The sequence below is a fragment of the Bacteroides sp. An279 genome, assembly GCF_002159615.1.
GTDB lineage: Bacteria > Bacteroidota > Bacteroidia > Bacteroidales > Bacteroidaceae > Phocaeicola > Phocaeicola intestinalis.
The window spans coordinates 1-20,222 of sequence record NZ_NFJA01000067.1 but is presented as its reverse complement, the minus strand read 5'-3'; the positions used below and the strand labels follow the sequence as shown (position 1 = coordinate 20,222).

Annotated in this window: 17 protein-coding genes, 2 tRNA genes, 1 other RNA gene and 1 pseudogene; 8 read left to right on the top strand and 13 right to left on the bottom strand. The window is 48.5% G+C overall.

The window, feature by feature from the left end:
* Positions 1-117 precede the first annotated feature (117 nt).
* From B5F78_RS11785 to B5F78_RS11750, 8 genes and pseudogenes are all read right to left on the bottom strand, one after another.
* A complete protein-coding gene (locus tag B5F78_RS11785) occupies positions 118-1,269 on the bottom strand; it encodes a carboxymuconolactone decarboxylase family protein (protein ID WP_087406785.1) in 1,152 nt (383 codons plus the stop codon).
* 17 nt (positions 1,270-1,286) lie between these two features.
* Positions 1,287-1,820: a flavodoxin family protein gene (locus B5F78_RS11780; protein ID WP_087406784.1), complete on the bottom strand. Its 534-nt coding sequence runs from the start codon at positions 1,818-1,820 to the stop codon at positions 1,287-1,289.
* Positions 1,821-1,969: 149 nt separating this feature from the next.
* Positions 1,970-2,494: pseudogene (locus B5F78_RS11775) on the bottom strand (flavin reductase family protein); the annotation flags it as partial.
* A 27-nt stretch (positions 2,495-2,521) separates the two neighbouring features.
* On the bottom strand, positions 2,522-3,529 hold the full coding sequence (locus B5F78_RS11770) for an aldo/keto reductase (protein ID WP_087406783.1): 1,008 nt from the start codon (positions 3,527-3,529) through the stop codon (positions 2,522-2,524).
* A gap of 5 nt (positions 3,530-3,534) precedes the next feature.
* Positions 3,535-4,002: a cyclophilin-like fold protein gene (locus B5F78_RS11765; RefSeq protein ID WP_013617237.1), complete on the bottom strand. Its 468-nt coding sequence runs from the start codon at positions 4,000-4,002 to the stop codon at positions 3,535-3,537.
* A 96-nt stretch (positions 4,003-4,098) separates the two neighbouring features.
* The gene (locus B5F78_RS11760; protein ID WP_087406782.1) at positions 4,099-5,280 is read right to left on the bottom strand and encodes an iron-containing alcohol dehydrogenase; all 1,182 of its coding nucleotides are present in this window, start codon (positions 5,278-5,280) and stop codon (positions 4,099-4,101) included.
* Between the two features lie 96 nt (positions 5,281-5,376).
* On the bottom strand, positions 5,377-6,666 hold the full coding sequence (locus tag B5F78_RS11755) for an aldo/keto reductase (protein WP_087406781.1): 1,290 nt from the start codon (positions 6,664-6,666) through the stop codon (positions 5,377-5,379).
* 38 nt (positions 6,667-6,704) lie between these two features.
* Positions 6,705-7,718, bottom strand: a complete 1,014-nt coding sequence (locus B5F78_RS11750) for a DUF6282 family protein (protein WP_164470546.1) — start codon at positions 7,716-7,718, stop codon at positions 6,705-6,707.
* Positions 7,719-7,877: 159 nt separating this feature from the next.
* On the opposite strand from B5F78_RS11750, the gene B5F78_RS11745 reads away from it, so the two are divergent.
* A complete protein-coding gene (locus B5F78_RS11745; protein ID WP_087406779.1) occupies positions 7,878-8,786 on the top strand; it encodes a helix-turn-helix domain-containing protein in 909 nt (302 codons plus the stop codon).
* Positions 8,787-9,207: 421 nt separating this feature from the next.
* Here B5F78_RS11745 and B5F78_RS11740 read toward each other — a convergent pair whose 3' ends face one another.
* From B5F78_RS11740 to B5F78_RS11725, 4 genes are all read right to left on the bottom strand, one after another.
* Positions 9,208-9,510: a type II toxin-antitoxin system RelE family toxin gene (locus B5F78_RS11740; RefSeq protein ID WP_087212232.1), complete on the bottom strand. Its 303-nt coding sequence runs from the start codon at positions 9,508-9,510 to the stop codon at positions 9,208-9,210.
* Entirely contained in the window at positions 9,507-9,779 is a 273-nt protein-coding gene (locus tag B5F78_RS11735; RefSeq protein WP_013619293.1) for a hypothetical protein, read from the bottom strand. The genes B5F78_RS11740 and B5F78_RS11735 overlap by 4 nt, the downstream gene beginning before the upstream one ends.
* Positions 9,780-9,962: 183 nt before the next feature.
* Positions 9,963-10,049, bottom strand: a tRNA-Ser gene (locus B5F78_RS11730).
* Positions 10,050-10,098: 49 nt separating this feature from the next.
* Positions 10,099-10,183 (bottom strand) — tRNA-Ser (locus B5F78_RS11725).
* A gap of 160 nt (positions 10,184-10,343) precedes the next feature.
* Here B5F78_RS11725 and B5F78_RS11720 point away from each other — a divergent pair.
* The 5 genes from B5F78_RS11720 (at position 10,344) to nspC (ending at position 15,980) form a co-directional block, all read left to right on the top strand.
* On the top strand, positions 10,344-10,616 hold the full coding sequence (locus B5F78_RS11720; protein ID WP_022039868.1) for an ACT domain-containing protein: 273 nt from the start codon (positions 10,344-10,346) through the stop codon (positions 10,614-10,616).
* Positions 10,617-10,631: 15 nt separating this feature from the next.
* Complete coding sequence (locus B5F78_RS11715; RefSeq protein WP_022039867.1) at positions 10,632-11,996, top strand: PFL family protein; 1,365 nt, start codon at positions 10,632-10,634, stop codon at positions 11,994-11,996.
* 8 nt (positions 11,997-12,004) lie between these two features.
* The gene (locus B5F78_RS11710; RefSeq protein ID WP_087395710.1) at positions 12,005-14,317 is read left to right on the top strand and encodes an ATP-dependent helicase; all 2,313 of its coding nucleotides are present in this window, start codon (positions 12,005-12,007) and stop codon (positions 14,315-14,317) included.
* Between the two features lie 257 nt (positions 14,318-14,574).
* A complete protein-coding gene (locus tag B5F78_RS11705) occupies positions 14,575-14,778 on the top strand; it encodes a hypothetical protein (protein WP_158100021.1) in 204 nt (67 codons plus the stop codon).
* A 38-nt stretch (positions 14,779-14,816) separates the two neighbouring features.
* On the top strand, positions 14,817-15,980 hold the full coding sequence (gene nspC / locus B5F78_RS11700; protein ID WP_087213280.1) for a carboxynorspermidine decarboxylase: 1,164 nt from the start codon (positions 14,817-14,819) through the stop codon (positions 15,978-15,980).
* 544 nt (positions 15,981-16,524) lie between these two features.
* On the opposite strand, the gene B5F78_RS11695 is transcribed toward nspC, so the two are convergent.
* Positions 16,525-18,021 (bottom strand): trypsin-like peptidase domain-containing protein, encoded by a 1,497-nt coding sequence (locus B5F78_RS11695; RefSeq protein WP_087406777.1) that lies wholly within the window; start codon positions 18,019-18,021, stop codon positions 16,525-16,527.
* Positions 18,022-18,280: 259 nt separating this feature from the next.
* On the opposite strand from B5F78_RS11695, the gene rnpB reads away from it, so the two are divergent.
* Both rnpB and B5F78_RS11685 read left to right on the top strand, forming a co-directional pair.
* An RNA gene (gene rnpB / locus B5F78_RS11690) (RNase P RNA component class A) lies at positions 18,281-18,642 on the top strand.
* 114 nt (positions 18,643-18,756) lie between these two features.
* On the top strand, positions 18,757-20,061 hold the full coding sequence (locus B5F78_RS11685) for a YihY/virulence factor BrkB family protein (RefSeq protein ID WP_087406776.1): 1,305 nt from the start codon (positions 18,757-18,759) through the stop codon (positions 20,059-20,061).
* Positions 20,062-20,222 lie beyond the last annotated feature (161 nt).

The following is a 20,222-nucleotide window of genomic DNA, read 5'->3' as shown; positions in this document are numbered from 1 at the left end:
CCAATAGTCTTACTTCTGAAACCGGCGCAAAAAGGTATTGGCATCTAACTTCCAGCCCGCCCTGCGGGCGATAACTACCTATAACTCCCTTTTAACTCCTGATTGGCATGAAAAAAATTACTTTATTTTCAGTCCCGGAATCAGCGGTGTCGTATCCACCAGTTCCAAATCCTTTACCATATCCAGCGTACCCTGTTTGTACTTCTGGAAATGGAGAGTCTTCAAATGGCTTTCGTAAGCGGCACGGTCGGCATAGATTTCGAGGATGGTAATCTTGTGGGGCGCATCCTTTTCGGCTGTGGCATAAAGAGTGAGCACGCCCGGCTCCAGCCGCATGGAGGCTTCTATTTCCTCTTTCAGATAGGCGTTGTATTCATCCAACCGTTCCGGGTCTACTGTTATTTTCGAAAGGCGTACCAGGTTATCCGTAGCCGGTGCAGCCGGTTTGGCAGTTTCCTGCTTGATGATGCGCAGTGCCTTGATGGCTGCCGGGAAACCAATGTAGGGAAGACATTGGATGACCGCTGCGGTCACTTCTTCGGGCGTATTGCCTGCCTGGATGTTTCCGTGGAAATGCGACTGCAACTGGCTTTCCGTCTCCAGTGTCGTCAGGATGCAGTAGCCGATCAGTTCTTTGGTTTTCAAGTCAAGTCCGTTACGGGTGTATATTTCGCCAAAGAAATAGTCGGTCAGGAAGCGTGCTACCTCTTCACCCATTCCGCCGGGCACGCCTTCCATCACGGCAGAGATTCCTTCGTGGTAGAGTTTGTCCTGAATGGCTGCGCCCTGCTCATGACGGTTCGCTTCGGTGACGGTGGTCTGATTCTCCAAGGGAAGGCTGATGTCGCGCTCCTTGAATACTTCGTTCACCGTTCCGACCGCATTGAGCATCTTGGGGAAACCGATGAACGGTGCTGTCAGATACATCGCTTCCCGTAATTCCACAGGGGTGACGCCCACGTTCAGGGCAGCTCCCGCATGGACTTTCAGTTGCGGAAGCGTCTGCATCGTGGCAAGGGTGACACAAGTAATCATTTCGCGCTGTTTCAAGCTCAAGTTTCCCGTAGTAAACACCTCGCCGAAGATAAATTTCTGAAGGATGTCCATCATCTCCGGGTCTGTGCCCTGTCCGGTCAGGGCTTCACCGCCGAAAAGGGTACGGTAATTTTCCTTGCACGTTTCTATTCTGTTCATTGTTTCGTCGTTCTGTGCCTTTGCCGGCATGAGTCCTGCCAGCAATAAGGCGAATATAATTACAGATTGTTTCATATTTATCATGTTACTGTCTATAGACTTTTTCCTAACTGATATGCCTGTTCGGGATAGCGGGTGTTGCGAATGGAACCTGCCGTCCATACCCCGGAAGCGACCACCTCACCCACACTTTCCCAGCCGAGATATTCCATTAGAGTGTGGTAATGCAGCAGCATCGGTTCCGCTTCCTTTTTTGAAGTGTCAGCGTATGTCATCAGGTAAGCGGCTTTTTTGTAGTGATCCTTGATCTTTCCGTTGATTGCATAGAAACGATCAATCACCAGCTTCATTTGTGCCGAAATTGCAAAATAATACATCGGCGTGGCGAACACCACCATGTCGGCGGCAATGAGGTGGGGACGCAGTTCATTAAAATCATCCTTTATCACACACGGGCCGTCCATGCCGCAACGGTTGCAGGCACGGCAAGGTTCCACTTGTTTGAAGGCGCAATCGAAACGGTATATCTCATGTCCTTTTTCCTGTGCGCCTTTGATGAACTGTTCCGCCAGATAAGCCGAATTTCCGTTCCGGCGGGGACTACCGGTCAATACTACTATTTTCATTCTACTACTATTTTTAGTGTTCAAATTTTCTACGGCTTTCATGATGCCGCCTCCCAAGATCATACTCCCTGTAGCTGCGAGCAGGGATTTACGGAGAAAATCCCGGCGCTTCATCAGTTCTCAGGATTAAATGTTTTTCCAAATGTCGTACATTTAGCGATTTCGTCTCCCGTCCGCAAATAGGTATAGTTGGGCATTTCGAAGAGGACGGGCTTCACTTTGCTGTAGTCCGGCTTCCCTTTGTCATTGAGAATACTTTCTTCGGCATAGGTGTTCGTGATTTTGCAGATGAAGTTATCGAACGTATCCGTTCCGTAATTATCTACCACCTCACATTCCATCACCAACGGACTTTCATCAATGACAGGAGTTCCGGCTTCACCCGGATGCCAGGCAAAAACTTCCGATTTGTCCGTTTTCGCTCCGCTGACGCAACCTACGTAGTCAGCACGTTGCAGCATGGCTTCGTCTACCATATTGACGGACACCTTGCCTGTGGTTTTCACACCTTGGTTGGTGTAATGCGCCTTGTGCATACTCAGCAGGATGCGGTCGTGCCCGATGATGCCCACATGGGCAACGAGCAGCCAGTTTACCTTTCCGTTTACCTCCGTACCCACTACTACGGCGGGAGTAGGATACAATGCCAATGTCTGGCCGATGTTCTTTTTCATATTCTCTTCCGTTTGAAAATTGTATGACTATTTGCCGGTCAACGCCTCCTGGTCTTCGGGATATCGTGCTCCGATGATTTCGATGCTGTCCAGATGACGGCGGATATCGGCAAGCTCTTCCGTGGTAAAGCGAATGTCCGCTCCGCCGATATTCTCCTTGATGCGTTCAATACGTTTCGTGCCGGGAATAGGGACAATCCACGGTTGCTGTGCCAGGAGCCAGCCGATGGCAATACGTGCCGGAGAGGTTTCTTTCCGGCGGGCAAGTTCTTTCACATACTCTACCAACGCTACATTGTGTTGCAGGTTCTCCGGCTGGAAACGGGGAATGGTAGAACGGAAATCTGTCTTGTCGAATGTGCTATTACGGTCGAAGCGTCCGGTCAGCATGGCTTTCCCCAACGGGCTGAACGGCACGAAGCCGATGCCCAGCTCCTCCAAGGTAGGGAGCAGTTCCTTTTCCACTTGACGGTACCACAGGGAATATTCGCTCTGCACTGCCGTTAGCGGACAAACGGCATGGGCGCGGCGCACTGTGGAAGGGGCAGCTTCGGACAGGCCCCAATATAATACCTTGCCCTCTTTGATGAGCGAGGCAACCGTATCCGCCACTTCTTCTATCGGTGTATCCGGGTCTACCCGGTGCTGGTAGTAGAGGTCAATGTGGTCGGTACGCAGGCGGCGGAGCGAACCTTCCACCGCCCGGCGGATGGTGTCGGGTTTGCTTGACAGGCTTACGGGGCGTGCCGATGTATTAAGGTCGGGCATATCCACCAAGTTATAGCCGAACTTCGTGGCGATGACTACTTTGTCGCGGACCGGTTCCAAAGCTTCGCCCACTAACTCTTCGTTCTTGAACGCACTATACACCTCTGCCGTATCAAAGAATGTAACTCCCAACTCTACCGCCTCGCGCAGCGTGGCGATGGCTTCTTTCCGGTCGGGATAAGGAGGATAACTCTGCGTAAATCCCATGCAGCCCAGTCCTACTTCCGAAACTTCCAGTCCTTGTTTTCCTAATGTTCTTGTTTTCATCGATGTTATTTGCCTAATGAGAGCGTTACCGTTACATCACCGTTTCCCAATGCTGATTTCAATTGTGCGCCATTGGTATTATCTATCTTGCCTATGCGGGTGAAGTTCCACGAATTGGTCGAATAATAAATTACCAGGTATTTCCCCTGGTAAAGGATGATGTCGCCGGGACCGGTCGATGTCTGTCGGTCATTGCGCGGAAGGCTGGTACCCAGCGGTCCCACTTTTTCCATGTTGCCGTAGTCTTCCATTTCCACGGTGACGTCTCCTTTTGATAGCAATTCTATCAAAGCATCTGCGGACGAATTATCCGCTAAAGTGGCGGTAAATGTCTTACCGTCCTTGATGGTCAGTCTGATTGTGTTATTTCCCATATTTGCTTTCATTTGATTGTCTGAAACTCTTTGTTGTGCCTGAACTGCTGTCATAAAGACCGAGAGCAGCAACAGGAGGACGAGATGCAGTCTATTCATCGTTTTTTCCTTTTTCTAAAATTACTTACCATGTAGTCGACAACGTCAATCCTGATGGAGAAGTGCTTTCCCCGCTGTTCCCAATGGGAGTCGTTCTTATTTGTAGGATTCCCGATAGACGTTCACGATATCTTCGTCCGACATCTGGACACGGTCGCTGGTGAACATCACGCCCATTACCTCACGGGTGTTACGCATCAGCGTCTCGAACTCGTCGGGAGTAATGCCGTAGTCGGACATCTTCAGGTCGGCTACGCCGCACGCCTCTTGCAGACGGGTGAGGGCGGTCAGGAAGTCTTCGGGTTTCGTGGCTTCCGGCATACCCATTGCCTGTGCCATGCGGATGAAGCGATCGTCGCAGGCATGGTGCTCGATGAAATATTTATAATAGGCACGGCTCACCATAATCAGACCGGCACCGTGGGGCAGGTTGGGATGATAAGCGGAAAGGGCATGTTCCAGGGCGTGCTCGCTGGTGATAAGCGTCAGGCACATCACGCCGCCGGACAACGTATTGCCGAAAGCCACACGGGTACGGGCCTCCAGGTCATTGCCGTCCTTGATGGCACGGGGCAGGTATTCGGCAATGTTGCGGATGGCTTCGAGGGCATACATGTCGCTCATCAGATTGGCACCTTTCGCAATGTATCCTTCCGTGCTATGGAACAGGGCATCGAAGCCTTGATAGGCAGTGAATGTTGCCGGTACACTTTTCATCAGTTCCGCATCAACGATAGAGAGGACGGGAAACAGGGATGCATCACCCACGAAAGCTTTCTCAAACGTGTCCTCCTTCGTAATAACGCCGGAGTTGTCCGTTTCCGACCCTGTGCCTGCCGTAGTGGTGATGGCTATGATAGGCAACGGTTTTACGGCAATAGGCTGTCCTTTTCCAGAACCGATGGGCACGTAATCCCACAGTTCGCCTTCATTCGTAGCCATGACCGCGATAGCCTTTGCGCAATCCATGACACTGCCTCCACCCAACGCAACGAGAAAATCACACCCATTGTCGCGTGCAGTCTTTGCACCGGCATTGACGTTGCCTACGGTAGGATTGGGAGCTACACCGTCGAAGATGCAGGTTTCCACACCGGCTTTGTGCAACTGCTCTTCCGTGCGGGCAAGATAGCCGTTGGCGCGGGTGGATTTACCATTAGAAATAATAATGAGGGCACGTTTGCCCGGCATGGGTTGTTCACTCAGTTTGTTCAACATCCCTGCACCGAACATCACGCGAGTAGGAATGTACATGTCGTAGTTGTTGTTCGTTTTCATTTTGTAGGTTATATTTAATGATTCTGATGCAAAGGTAGCGGACTGCCGGTGGAAAGGAGATAACGTATTTACTGACGGTTGTAACCGATTTACGGATTATTTTCCCATCGTTTCCTTTACTTTTGCTAACAGATTGGGAATATCCAGATGCTGCGGACACTTTGCCAGGCATTCTCCACATCCGATGCACGAGGAAGCCGGGTCGCCGCGCTGGACGGGAGACATGGATACGGTGTAATCCATCATTGCCCGCTCCTTGTTGCGGTGCAGAAGGTAGTTGTTGTAGACATAGGCGAAGATGTAGCCGATAGCGACATTCTGCGGGCAGGGAATGCACTGGTAACATCCGGTACAGTCAATGTGTCCCGGTGCATGGCGGTAAGCGTAGATGGCTGCTCCCAATGCCTCGCGTTCGGCAGGTGTAAGCATATTCGGTTTCGCCTTGGTTGCATAGCTCAGGTTTTCTTCCACATCTTCCATGGAACCCATGCCGCTGACAGCTACGCTTACTTCGGGAATGTCCCACAGGTAATCCAGTGCCCATTCCGCATCGGGTTTCCGGATGCCGGTAGAGGCAAGTGCTTCCCTCATACTTTGTGGCAGGTTGGCAAGGAAGCCGGTGCGGACAGGCTTCATTACCGCCAGCCCCATACCGTTGGCAGCGGCATATTTCGGACCGAGCACACCTGCCTCGTATTCATAATCAAGGTAATTGTGCTGGATAAGGCAGAAATCCCATGCCGGTGTATATTCGACTACCCGTTTGAATAGTTGCAGGCTGTCGTGGAAAGAGAATCCCATAAAGCGTATTTTCCCTTGCGCCTTCAGATTCTCCATCTTCTCGATAAGCCGATACGGCAGCACGTAGTCTTTCCATGCCCGGTGCATAATCATGTGGATGTGGTAGAAATCAATCACATCCGTATCAATCGCACGCCGGGACTGGTCGAAGAACTTTTCGAAATCGTCTGCATTCTGCATCTCCCACCACGGCATTTTGGAAGTGACATAAACCCGGTCGCGCCAGCCTCTTGCAAGTGCCTTGCCGACTGCCTGCTCGCTTTCGCCTCCCATATAGACACGTCCGGTATCAATGTAGTTTACTCCGCCTTCGATGGCACGGTGTACCATCGGGGTGGTCTGCTCGAAATCCACATGCCCGTTCTTCATAGGCAGGCGCAACATGCCAAAACCTAATGCCGATACATTTACCCCTGTTCTGCCCATCGGGCGGTATTGCATCTGTGGGTTGTAATTCAGGATGTCTTTTGCTTTCTGCTCCTGCTCCACACGTCTGTTTGCTTCTTGCGCAATGGCTTTCGGTCCCATTGCGGCACCGACAGCCGCGGCGAATAATCCGCTTTTGATGAAATTCCTTCTGTCCATAATTTTTAAATGAAGAATGAAGAACTAAAAATGAAGAATTAATGCTGAGTCAATCCTATGAGCCACGCCGGGTTGTGGCGTACCAGTAAGTCAATGTCGCTTTGAGAGATGCCTTCTGTCTGCAATTTCAGGATGCAATCCCTCATGCCCTCGATGGGGTGTGGCATCACCGCCTGTCCCAAGTCTGTGGAAATGAAACTCCGCGACGGGTCGATGCGGACAAAACCGGCAAGCTCCCCGATGCTTTGCCGTGGGTATTGCGACATCTTTGTGCCTTCTCCCCACAGGCAGGGCAGGTAGCAATATTCGATGTATGCGCCAAGGTCGATGCACTGCTTAATCTGGTCGGCAGTCATTTTCCAGAAATGAGAATTGGCATGAGTGACGACAAATTTATCCACACCTATTTCCTTTGCCTTACGGGCGAGTGTGATGCTTTCTTTGGGCGAAGCGTGTCCGGTAGCAAAGATGATGCCGGCTTCCGCACAGATTTCCATTACGCGGACGACTTCGGGCAATACCTGTCCGTTATCATCCAACACGGGAATGCCTTTCTCTTTCTTGCCTTCACATTGGTAATGATAGGCTGCGTCAAGTGTCGGCATCCAGATGCACCGGCACAGTCCTCCACTTGTTTCTACGGCTTTCTGTGCGGCAAACGGATTTACCTTGTCCCCATGCACACGGTTCATGCAGAAACTGCCGAAACATTCCGCTTCCGGCAGTGCTTGCCGGATGATATATGCCCTGTCGTGACAACTGAAGTCATTGGACTTGAACATCACGGCACGGTATCCGGCACGCATGGCATCCTGCATGAAACCATATTCATCTACCGAGCGTTCCCGCGAATCGGGGCGGCAGTGCAGGTGGATGTCGCATACTCCTTTTACTAATCCGTCATCTGTAAACATTGCGTTTTCATTCTTTTTTTTCTCCGAAAGAAAATCCATGGCACGGGCAGGTATCGCTGCCTGTGCGAACAATACTCCTCCGGTCAGCACGGAACTCTTGATAAAGTCCCTGCGATTTATTTTTCCATTATCATTCATCGCTTTTCTTTTTTTGCAAAAATAGCCGGTATCCAACTTAAAGGACATAACCTATTTACGGAGATTTGTAACTCATTTACAGATTACGGTTCAACGCCGATACAAGTTACGGTAGAAACTTTTATTTTTGCGATACAAGAATGTAATGATGATACGAATATGAAAACAGATTTGATAAAAATGGATACGGTAGAAGAGTACAACAAACTGTTCGGACTGGAAACACTTCACCCGTTGGTGAATGTCATCGACCTTTCGGAAGCCACCCGATTCCCTACACGTTTCACTATCAATTACGGCATCTATGCCCTGTTCTTGAAAGAAACCAAATGTGGCGATATCCGTTATGGAAGGCAGGTTTATGATTATCGGGAAGGCACGATTACCAGTTTTGCACCGGGGCAGGTGTCGGAAACGGAAATGCTGGAAGGCATGAAGCCCACGGCACGCGGCATTGTGTTTCATCCCGATCTGATTAAAGGTACATCGCTCGGACAGGAAATCAAGTCTTATTCTTTCTTCTCTTACAATTCTACCGAAGCCCTGCACCTTTCGGACGAAGAGAAAAGCATCATCCTCGATTGTCTGGTTAAAATAAAAATAGAACTGACGCATCCGATAGACAAGTTGAGCAAACGGTTGATTGCAAGAAATATCCAGTTGCTGCTTGACTATTGTATGCGTTTTTATAACCGGCAATTCGTCACCCGCGAGAAATCAAACAAGGATGTGCTGACCCGTTTCGAAGCTTTGCTCGACGATTATTTTCAAAGTGGAAAGTCGCGTACCAACGGACTGCCGACCGTACGGTATTTTGCCGATAAGGTATTTCTTTCTCCCAACTACTTTGGAGACCTTATTAAGAAAGAAACGGGAAAAAATCCGCAGGAATACATCCAGGGGAAAATCATAGATACTGCCAAAGACATGCTCGCCGATACGGAGAAGACCGTAAACCAGATTGCCGATGAATTGGGCTTTCAATATTCCCAACATTTCAACCGGGTATTTAAGAAAGTGGCAGGATATACGCCCAGCGAATACAGAAAACGGGTGGCTGCAGGGTGAATTGCGGTCGAACGCTTTGGGCTGCTCTATATTTTCGGGAGAAGCTGCTGCGCTGAAACGAATCTGTCCTTTTTTATCGAAAATGACATAACGTGGTATAAATAGGGTTTTACGTTTGTCTCCGAATGTTTTATATATCTCATCATGAAACTGTATGCGTACATGTTCTCCCATCAAATCATAGGCATTTATACTTTGAATGGTGTGAAATTGTGTATTTAAATGGCGGTTTCAAAGAAAATAATGAAAAATATGCCGGGTTGAGCCTGAATTTCAGAAGATGGTCAGGAATCAATTCGAGGGCTGGAAAATCAGGAGTAGCCATAGCAGCTTTCGTCTCTATGGTTGAAACGGATGGAACAGTGAGGAGCCGAGTCAGAGCGAGGAGTTCTGATGACGGCTTTTCTTTTTTCTCTTTATTTTATTCATCTATACGGCGCAGTTTTTCCTGATTCTTCTTATCATAGGCTTCTCCTCTTGGCAACAGATACTCGAACATCACCACATCATTTTCAATATGGACATGGAAGGTGAAGAACGCCCGGTAACTGCCGATGCGTATGCGATAAACGAAATCATAGCCGACCAGCTTCTTGCAATCAGTTATTTCATCAATACATCGGGCTTCCATGACTCCCTGTATGGCATTCCTGACAGAATCAAGTACTTTGCCGGATAATTTTCTGACTGCCTTAACAAATGCCTTTGAATACTCTACCTTCATTTCCTTTCAATACCCAGCCAGTTTTCAAAATCCTGTTTTTCTTTTTCCCCGACCCTTACATGCCCGTCAGGTTCATTTTTTGAAAGCCACCGGTATGCATCATTGTCATCCATACCGGCTAGCATATCCTCTACGTCTTTCGCAAGAAGTCCCTCAATGTATCTTTTTAAATTGGTGCCTTGCATGGCTGCTTTTACAGACAGATACCGGAAAATATCTTCTGGTATGTCTATTATTTTTCTTCTAGTAGCTTTAACCGTAGTATCCATAATATTCGTTTCGTTTTTCGCAAAGGTATATAAAGTATATGATATATACAACTTTTTGGTGGTGAGATTGTGATTCTAAACATTTCAAAACAACGCCACAAATCCGTCTTTCCGAACAAAAAAATAGGAACTAAGTTTTTACGCTTAATTCCTATAACTTGTTAATCTCTAAAAGATTATCAGCGGAGAAACAGGGATTCGAACCCTGGGAACAGTTACCCGTTCACCGCATTTCGAGTGCGGCCCGATCGACCACTCCGGCATCTCTCCAAAATAAAAAGCGCTTTCTGAAAAAAATCATGAAAGCGCTTCTGTTCAGCGGAGAGACAGGGATTCGAACCCCGGGTACCTCGCGGTACAACGGTTTTCAAGACCGCCGCAATCGACCACTCTGCCACCTCTCCTTAAACTGTAGGGTAAGTGCTTCTGGTTTTCAAAAGCGTTGCAAAGGTACGGATTATTTTTGAATATGCAAGCGTTCGGGCAAAAAAAGTATGAGAAAGGGGGAGTTTTACTAAGATTTGTCTATCTTTGCCCTCATTATCAAACTTAATGAACGGAATTATGAATAAGGCTATTATTACTGTTGTAGGAAAAGATTCGGTAGGCATTATTGCCAAGGTATGTTCGTATCTTGCAGAAAACAATATCAACATTCTGGATATATCGCAGACTATCGTGCAGGAGTTCTTCAATATGATGATGATTGTGGATATGGCGCGTATTGCAAAACCGTTTGAGCAGGTGGTTAATGAACTGACTGAAGTAGGACAAGCGCTAGGCGTGCAGGTGAAATGTCAGCGTGAAGAGATTTTCGATAAAATGCATCGGATTTAAAAAAAAGGCTGGCTTATGATTAATATATCAGAGGTTCTGGAAACCAACAAGATGATTGAAAAAGAAAATCTGGATGTGCGTACCATTACAATGGGTATCAATCTGTTGGAGTGTGCAGATAGCAACGTGGATATTCTTTGTCAGAAGATTTATGAAAAGGTAACCCGGCTTGCCAAAGACTTGGTAAAGACAGGAGAAGACATATCGAAAGAATACGGGATTCCTATCGTGAACAAACGTATCTCGGTTACGCCGATTTCATTGGTGGGTGGGGCAGCTTGCCAGACTACTGCCGATTATGTAAAGGTTGCACGTACGCTAGACCGTGCAGCAGAGGAATTGGGGGTGAATTTCATCGGTGGCTATTCGGCTATCGTCTCTAAAGGGATGACACGAAGTGATGAATTGCTGATTCGTTCTATCCCTGAAGCCTTGGCCTGCACCGAACGTATCTGCAGCTCGGTGAATGTAGGTTCCACTAAGACGGGTATCAATATGGATGCAGTGCGTCTGATGGGGGATATTATCAAGGAAACGGCTCGGCTTACTGCAGAGCGTGATTCGCTGGGCTGTGCCAAGCTGGTGGTATTATGCAATGCTCCCGATGATAATCCGTTTATGGCAGGTGCATTTCACGGCGTTTCGGAAGACGATGCCATTATCAATGTGGGCGTAAGCGGTCCTGGAGTAGTGAAGTATGTACTCGAACAGATTCGGGATGCCGATTTCGAAGTGTTGTGCGAAACTATCAAGCGTACAGCGTTCAAGATTACCCGTGTAGGACAGCTGGTGGCTCAGGAAGCCTCGCGCAGGTTGGGGATACCCTTTGGCATTATTGACTTGTCATTAGCTCCTACGCCGGCAGTAGGCGATAGTGTAGCGGATATTTTGAAGGAAATCGGACTGGAACACCCGGGAGCACCGGGAACTACGGCGGCATTGGCTTTGCTGAACGACCAGGTAAAAAAAGGAGGTGTAATGGCTTCTTCGTATGTAGGAGGTCTGAGTGGTGCTTTTATTCCGGTGAGCGAAGACCAAGGGATGATTGATGCGGTAGAAGCAGGGGCACTGACTATCGAGAAACTGGAAGCGATGACTTGCGTATGTTCGGTAGGATTGGACATGATTGCTATTCCGGGCGATACGCCGGCTACTACTATTTCGGGTATTATAGCCGATGAGTCGGCTATTGGTATGGTGAACCAGAAGACTACGGCGGTGCGTATCATTCCGGTAGAAGGAAAGAAAGTGGGCGAAACGGTAGAGTTTGGTGGCTTGTTGGGATATGCTCCTGTTATGCCGGTCAACCGTTTCAGCTGTGAGGCTTTTGTGAACCGGGGAGGACGCATCCCTGCACCGATACATAGCTTTAAGAACTAAGCAGAAGTATGGCAGTTGATTTAGACGGACTGAACGAGAGCCAGCGGGAAGCGGTGCTCTATATCGACGGGCCTTCGCAGGTGATAGCAGGGGCAGGTTCGGGTAAGACGCGTGTATTGACATATAAGATTGCTTATCTGATGGACCAGGGTTATGAGCCTTGGTCTATCCTGGCTCTGACTTTTACCAATAAGGCGGCCCGGGAAATGAAGGAACGCATTGCACGGCAGGTAGGAGAGGAGAAGGCACGTTATCTGTGGATGGGGACATTCCATTCCATCTTTTCCCGTATCCTGCGTGCCGAGGCAGAACGGTTGGGCTTTTCATCTGATTTTACGGTATATGATGCGGCTGATTCGAAAAGCTTATTGAAAACCATCATTAAGGAAATGGGGCTGGATGACAAGACTTACCGTCCGGGACTGGTACAGAGCCGCATCAGCCAGGCAAAGAACCAGTTGGTATTGCCTGTGGCGTATGCGTCAAATGCTGAATGTTATCAAAGTGATGTGGAGGCAAAAGTGCCTGCCATACGTGATATTTACCTTCGTTATTGGGAGCGGTGCCGGCAAAGCGATGCCATGGATTTCGATGACTTGCTGCTTTATACCTACTTGCTGTTCGAACAACATGCTGATGTGCGCGAGAAATATGCCTCACGCTTCCGTTTTGTATTGGTAGATGAGTATCAGGACACTAATTACGCCCAGCACCGCATCGTGTGGCAGCTCACCGAGAAATACCGCAAGGTATGTGTCGTGGGAGACGATGCACAGAGCATTTATTCGTTCCGTGGAGCCAATATCGATAATATCCTTCATTTCAGACAGACTTACCAGGAAGCGCGGCTTTTCAAGCTGGAGCAGAATTACCGTTCTACACAGACCATTGTGAAAGCCGCCAACAGCTTGATAGCGAAAAACCGCGCGCAGATACACAAAGAGGTGTTTTCGGAGAAAGACAAGGGCGAACCGATTCCGGTGTTCAAAGCTTATAGTGACGTGGAGGAAGGAGAAATCGTTGCAGGTACGATAACCCGGATGGTGGCGAGAGACGGATACGGATATGATGATTTTGCCGTTCTGTACCGCACCAATGCACAGAGCCGTATTTTCGAAGAATCGTTACGTAAGCGAGGGCTTCCTTACCGTATTTATGGTGGATTGTCTTTCTATCAGCGGAAAGAGATTAAGGATGTGACGGCTTATTTCCGCTTGGCGGTGAACCCTCATGATGAAGAAGCGTTCAAGCGGATTATCAATTATCCGGCAAGGGGTATCGGCGATACGACGCTGAATAAAATTACAAGTGCGGCTACGCAACACAATGTCAGTCTGTGGACGGTACTGAACGAGCCTTTGGCGTATGGTCTGTCATTGACGAAGAGTACAGTTGCCAGATTGCAGGGGTTCCGCGACCTGATAGCCGGATTTGCTTCGGATGTGGCAAGCAAAAATGCCTACGGCTTGGGGCAGGACATTGTCAGGCGTTCGGGGATTGTTGCCGATGTGTACCGGGACCGGTCGCCCGAAAATCTGAGCCGGCAGGAGAATATAGAAGAGTTGATCAACGGTATGCATGACTTTTGTGCCAGCCGTGAGGAGGAAGGGAACAGCCGTGTGTCGCTTTCGGATTATCTACAGGAAATATCCTTGTTGACCGACCTGGATAGCGAAGAGGGTGAAGGTGCCAAAGTAACACTGATGACCATTCATTCGGCCAAGGGGCTGGAGTTTAAGAATGTGTTTGTAGTTGGGCTTGAAGAAAACCTGTTCCCCAGTCCGATGGTGTCTGGAAATTTAAAGCAACTTGAAGAAGAACGGCGCTTGTTCTATGTAGCGATTACACGTGCCGAGGAGCATTGCTTCTTGTCTTATGCCAAGTCACGCTTCCGGTATGGGAAAACAGAGTTTAGCAGTCCCAGCCGTTTCTTGGGTGACATTGATGCGCGTTATCTGAAATTGCCCGAAGAGGACGCTGCCTTTTCACGTACTACGCAGAACGAGCGTGCCAGCCGATTGGCTCCAGAAGCTTCGTCGGGCATTTCCCGTCCGAAAGTTGCAATGGAGAAGCCTCGTGTAGTCTCTGTGGCAAGTCCGCGTAATCTGCGTAAGCTTTCCCCAGATGCTCCGGATGCGGCTGGTCCGGCACTTGGAGCAGGCCTGTCGGTTGGTCAGATGATTGAACACCAGCGTTTTGGTATCGGTAAGGTAGTGAAAGTAGAAGGCACGGGCGACAATTGCAAGGCGACCGTAGAGTTCCGGCATGCCGGTGTGAAGCAGCTTTTGTTGAAGTTCGCCCGTTTTAAAGTAATAGAATAATGTTTTTCACTACAGGCGAATTTAAAAAATAAAATGAATATCCGCATTTTGCCCAATAAGGAGTTAAAAGGAATTATTTCAGGGAGTTAAAATGATTTAGAAGCCAATACTTTAGCATCGATTCTGTAGAGACGATGTGCACATCGTCTCTACTACGTGGCATATACAAAATGCACATACCGCATGAAGTATAACTCCTGCCGAAGGCATAACTCCTTCTAACTCCCTTTTAGAAGCTGTTTTGAATTTATCGTGCGATGATTTGGGATGAGTTTTTGAGGCATTTTCGCTTCTGTGATGAGGAAGATAGCGGGCTATCTGACGAAGAACAGGAGCGAAAAAGACCAAAAAATCGCCCAAAGCACACACGAAAACGTATACATCAAGACAAGAAAAACTTTTTGGAGAAATTCAAAACAGCTTCTTATACCATGGGTATTTTGCGGAATTCAAAAAAATAAAAATAATCTGTGTTGAGAAAAAGCGAAACAGTAGTAGTATGTTAGATGTAACTAAAGTTCCTTCTCCGTGTTATGTAATGGAAGAAGATTTGCTCAGGAAAAACCTGGGGGTGATAAAGTCGGTAGCTGACCGGGCTGGGGTAGAAATTATCCTTGCGTTTAAAGCATTTGCGATGTGGAAATCGTTCCCGATATTCCGCGAGTACATCAGCCATACGACGGCAAGTTCGGTGTACGAGGCACGTCTGGCTTTCGAAGAGTTCGGAAGTCGGGCGCATACCTATTCGCCGGCTTACACCGAAGCTAATTTCCCAGAGTTTCTGAAATATAGCAGCCATATCACATTCAATTCACTTTCGCAGTTCGAACGTTTCTATCCGATGGTTAAGGCTTATCCTGAACCGGTTTCTTGTGGTATACGTGTCAATCCGGAGTATTCGGAGGTGGAAGTGGAACTATATAACCCTTGTGCGCCGGGCACACGTTTCGGAGTGACGGCAGACTTGCTTCCCGAACGTTTGCCCGAAGGCATTGAGGGTTTTCATTGCCATTGCCATTGCGAGTCCAGTTCGTACGAGCTGGAACGTACGCTGAAGCATATCGAAGAAAAGTTTTCGCGCTGGTTCCCGCAGCTGAAATGGCTGAATTTGGGAGGTGGGCATCTGATGACCCGTAAGGACTATGATGTAGAGCATCTGATTGGATTGCTGAAGGGGTTGAAGGCACGTTATCCGCATTTGCAGATTATTCTGGAGCCTGGCTCTGCCTTTGCCTGGCAGACGGGACCGCTGGTGGCTTCGGTGGTGGATGTGGTAGAGAGCCGGGGAATCCGTACGGCGATTCTCGATGTAAGCTTTACGTGCCACATGCCCGATTGTCTGGAGATGCCTTACCAGCCGGCGGTGCGTGGGGCAGAGTCGCTTCCCGCCGATGCGGTCAAGACGGCAGGTCCCGAAGCCCACGTGTATCGTCTGGGTGGGAACAGTTGCCTGAGTGGCGACTATATGGGAAGCTGGAAGTTCGACCATGAAGTGCAGGTGGGCGAACGGATTGTGTTCGAGGACATGATTCATTACACGATGGTGAAGACGAATATGTTCAACGGTATTCACCATCCGTCTATTGCCCTGTATCATAGCAATGGTGAACTGGAAGTATATCGTACCTTCGGTTATGAAGATTACCGTGACCGGATGTGTTGAGAAACTGTTTTGAATTTATCGTATATAAAAGCCTCCTCAAACGAACATAAGTGAACCGTCTGACTCACTTATGTTAAACGCCTAAGTTACTTATGTTAAACGGGCAAGTTACTTATGTTCGTTTGCTGAGCCTCTTTTGCCCGTTTTTCCGGATAGTATCATAGCCAGACGCAGGAGGTTGCGGAAGCCCGCGGATATAGGTGCGTCGGCAAACGCATATAGGTCCATCCGCTGTAAGATTATTAATCTTCAGGCTGCAAGATTATTAATCTTACAAGCGGAAGATTATTAATCTTACACCAGACGAAGTTTTCTGCATCGGGAGAAGAAGATAACGACAACCTTTTGAGAAACTGTTTTGAATTTCTTCAAAAAGTTTTTCTCCGTCTTGCTGTATTCGTTTTCGTGTGTGCTTTGGGCGAAGTATAAGATGCCGTTTAAAGTATAACAAAAAAGAGGTTCCGTAACGTGCGGAACCTCTTTTTTGTTAGAGTGTGCAATCTGCTTTTACCTTTTTATCCTATGAAAACTACTATTTATATTGTTAATTTTGTGCCAAGTCTACGGCATAGTTGGCGCGCTTGCCCGACGGATAGACACCGGTCATGAACAATACCTGGTCGGGCGACTGGGAAGCCGCTTTCATCACGTCTTCCAAATCCTGTACGGTACGAAGTTGTTTGCCGTTGGCTTTCAGAATGATGAATCCTTTGCGGATACCGCTGTCTGCCATACGTCCGTCGCTTACACCTGTTACCTGTACACCATATCCTAAGTTGAGCTGGCGTTTCAGTTCGGCAGGCACTTCGCGGAAGGCTGCTCCCAGCAGTTCCATGTCGGCTTTCTTCACTACTTTCGTATTACCTTGAGCGTTCTTCAGAGTGATGGTGAATTCCTGGTCTTTCTTGTCGCGGAATACTTTCACTTTCACCTTGTCTCCCGGACGTTTCTTGGCAAGGATGCCTTGCAGAGAAGCCATGGTTTCTACCTTCTCACCATCTATGGCAATGATGACATCGTTTACTTTCAAGATGCCGGCAGCCGAGCCTTCTTCTTGTACTTCTACAACTTGTACACCATATCCGATGCCCAGTTCTTTCTGCTCCTTACGGATTTCTTCCGGAAATTCTTCTTTACCCATATCGCGTCCTCCGATGCCCAACAAAGCACGCTGTACGGTTCCGTATTGCTTCAGGTCGGTCACCACCTTGGTCATGATGCTGGTAGGTATGGCGAAGCCGTAGCCCGAATAAGCTCCGGTGGGAGAAACCAGCATGGCGTTGATACCCACTAACTCGCCTTTTGCATTCACCAGTGCACCACCACTGTTTCCTTGGTTGATGGCGGCATCGGTCTGAATGAATGATTCTACCTGATTGGCACCTAACCCACGTGCCTTGGCACTTACGACACCCGCCGTTACGGTAGAGCCCAAATTGAAGGGATTACCTACGGCAAGCACCCATTCGCCTACCTTCAAGGCATCCGAGTCGCCTACCGGAATGGCAGGAAAATCATCGCCTTCTATCTTCACCAAAGCCAGGTCGGTAGTAGCATCGGTACCGATAACCCGTCCTTTCATTTCCCGTCCGTCGTGCAGCTTGACCGAAATCTCGTCGGCATCATCAATCACGTGATTGTTCGTCACAATGTATCCGTCCTTCGAGATAATAACGCCCGAACCGAAACCCTTTTGTTCGGGAGTCTGGATCTGCTGCTGGCGTCCGCGGCCGTCACCGAAAAAGAAATCGAAAATATCCGGTTGGGTCTGTATTACCTTCGTCTTACTCCGCTGGATAGCCATGATGTGTACTACAGAGTTCAGTGAACTTTCGGCTGCTTGTGTCAGGTCGACGGGCTGCATTTTCGATGTATCGAATGCAGCATATTTAGCTGGAGTAGCCGTTTGGAACTCTTCGTAGAAAGAAGCGTTCTTTGTATCTTTAGACTGGAGGATGGCATACGAAGTCACTCCTGCCACTCCTGCGCTTACAGCAATCAGTGCGACTGCTCCTAATGCGAACTTAGTTGTCTTTTTCATATCTATAACTGGTTTAAATTGTTAATTTCGTTATTGCTTTAACATTTCATCTGCTAAAGTAGAACAAATATTATGCGGTTGTACTCCTTGTGTGTTCTTTTTTCTCTCTTTTAACAAAGCAAGACAGCTCCTTAACCGCGCTTAACGGGGATAACTGACAAATTTGCATTCATTATCAGTCACTTTTGCAGTCGCAAAAGATATTTCTCGTAAAAATGGCAGGAGGAATGCATTTATTGCGTACCTTTGCAGTCAGAAAGCAGTCGGACGGTCTGTCGCTGGTGTTTCGGCACAAGAGGAAAGTCCGGGCAACGCAGAGCATCCTACTTCCTAACAGAAAGCTATCCGCGAGGGTAGAGTAATGCAGAAGAAAATAACCGCCGCTCCTACCCGGAGAGGTAAGGGTGAGAAGGTAGGGTAAGAGCCTACCAGCCGCGTGGTGACACGCGGGCTGTGCATCTTAGGAGTTGTAAGGTCGTGTAAACCGGCATTAACGAGGGTTGCTCGCCCCACGTCGGAGGGTAGACCGCTAGAGCCTTTTGGTGACAAAGGGCGTAGATAAATGACAGACACCTTATATTATATAAGGAACAGAACCCGGCTTACAGGCCGGCTGCTTTTTTTAAATTAAGAATGAAGAATTAAGAATGAAGAATTTAACTTCGTCCGCATGGCATTGGCTTACGCCGAACGCTGTTTCTTCATTCTTTATTCTTCATTCTTCATTTAATAACTATGAGACTGCAATATTGGCTTCAATTCTTGACAGACGGCATCTGGAGAATCACCGAAGATGAGGTAACTCCAGTGAGGAAGCGCCTGTATTCGTGTGTGAAAATCATTTACCTTTCGATAGAGCAGTTCTTGAACGACCGCATTCCGGTGCGTGCTTCGGCACTGACGTATAGCACATTGCTGTCTATCATCCCCATCCTTGCCCTGCTGTTCGCCATTGCCCGCGGCTTCGGTTTCGATGCATTGATGGAGCAGCAAATCAAAAGCGGTGTGATAAGCCAGCAGAGCGAGCTGGTGTTTTCGTGGGTCAATTCTTACCTGCAACACGCGCAGAGCGGCATCTTCATCGGCGTGGGCCTGATTATGTTGCTGTTTACCATCCTGATGCTGATAGACAACATCGAGCGCAGTTTCAACGCCATCTGGCAGGTAAAGCGTCCCCGCACGGTGTTCCGCCAGATAACCGATTATTTTTCGATGCTGCTACTGCTTCCGTTGCTCATTGTTATCTCCAGCGGTCTGACCATCGTGATGACCACGTACGTGAAGGATTTGGAAACCTTCCTTCTGCTGGGACCGATGCTGAAGTTCCTGGTGCGTCTCGTCCCGTATGCCTTAACGTGGGGGATGTTCATCGCGCTATACGTGTTCATGCCCAACACGAAAGTGAAGCTAAGCCATGCCTGGTTTCCGGGGATACTGGCAGGTAGCGCCTTTCAGGCTTTCCAGTATTTCTACGTCAACAGCCAGATATGGATTTCGAACTACAATGCCATCTACGGAAGCTTTGCCGCCATCCCGATGTTCCTGTTATGGACACAGGTGTCGTGGACCATCTGCCTGTTCGGTGCCGAGATGAGCTACGTCAGCCAGAACCTTTCTTCGTTCAGCTTCGGGAAAGAAACGGCGCATATCAGCCGGCGCTACCACGATTTCTTCTGTGCCATCGTGCTCTCCGCTATCTGCAAGCGGTTCGAGCACGAGCAGCAGCCCTATACGGCAGAAGAGCTGAGCAAAGAGCATAAGATTCCCATCCGGCTGACAAAGAATATCCTCTACGAGCTGACCGATGTCCGTCTGGTTTACGAAACTTCTGATGACGATAAAGAAGGAAACATCCGTTACTTGCCCGGAATGGACATCAACCGCCTGACCGTAGGTGTGCTGATAGAGCGGCTGGACAGTGCCGGCGCCGAAAACTTCAAGATAGACAAGGAGGACTATTCGGCTTCGTGGCATGCCCTGATTGAGGCAAAGCAGGCGTACCTGTACCAAAGCGGGCGCATTCTGGTGAAGGATTTGTGATTTTTATCAATAAAATGCCCTGGCAAACTTTTGCTTGCCAGGGCATTTATTGATAGTACGCTCGGCATGAGTATTAGCTAACGGGTGCAAGTCCCCAATGAGCCCTAATAGCGGGAATCATACAGCCAAAAGCAAGGGTGTCCATCGTGAGGTGGAATCTG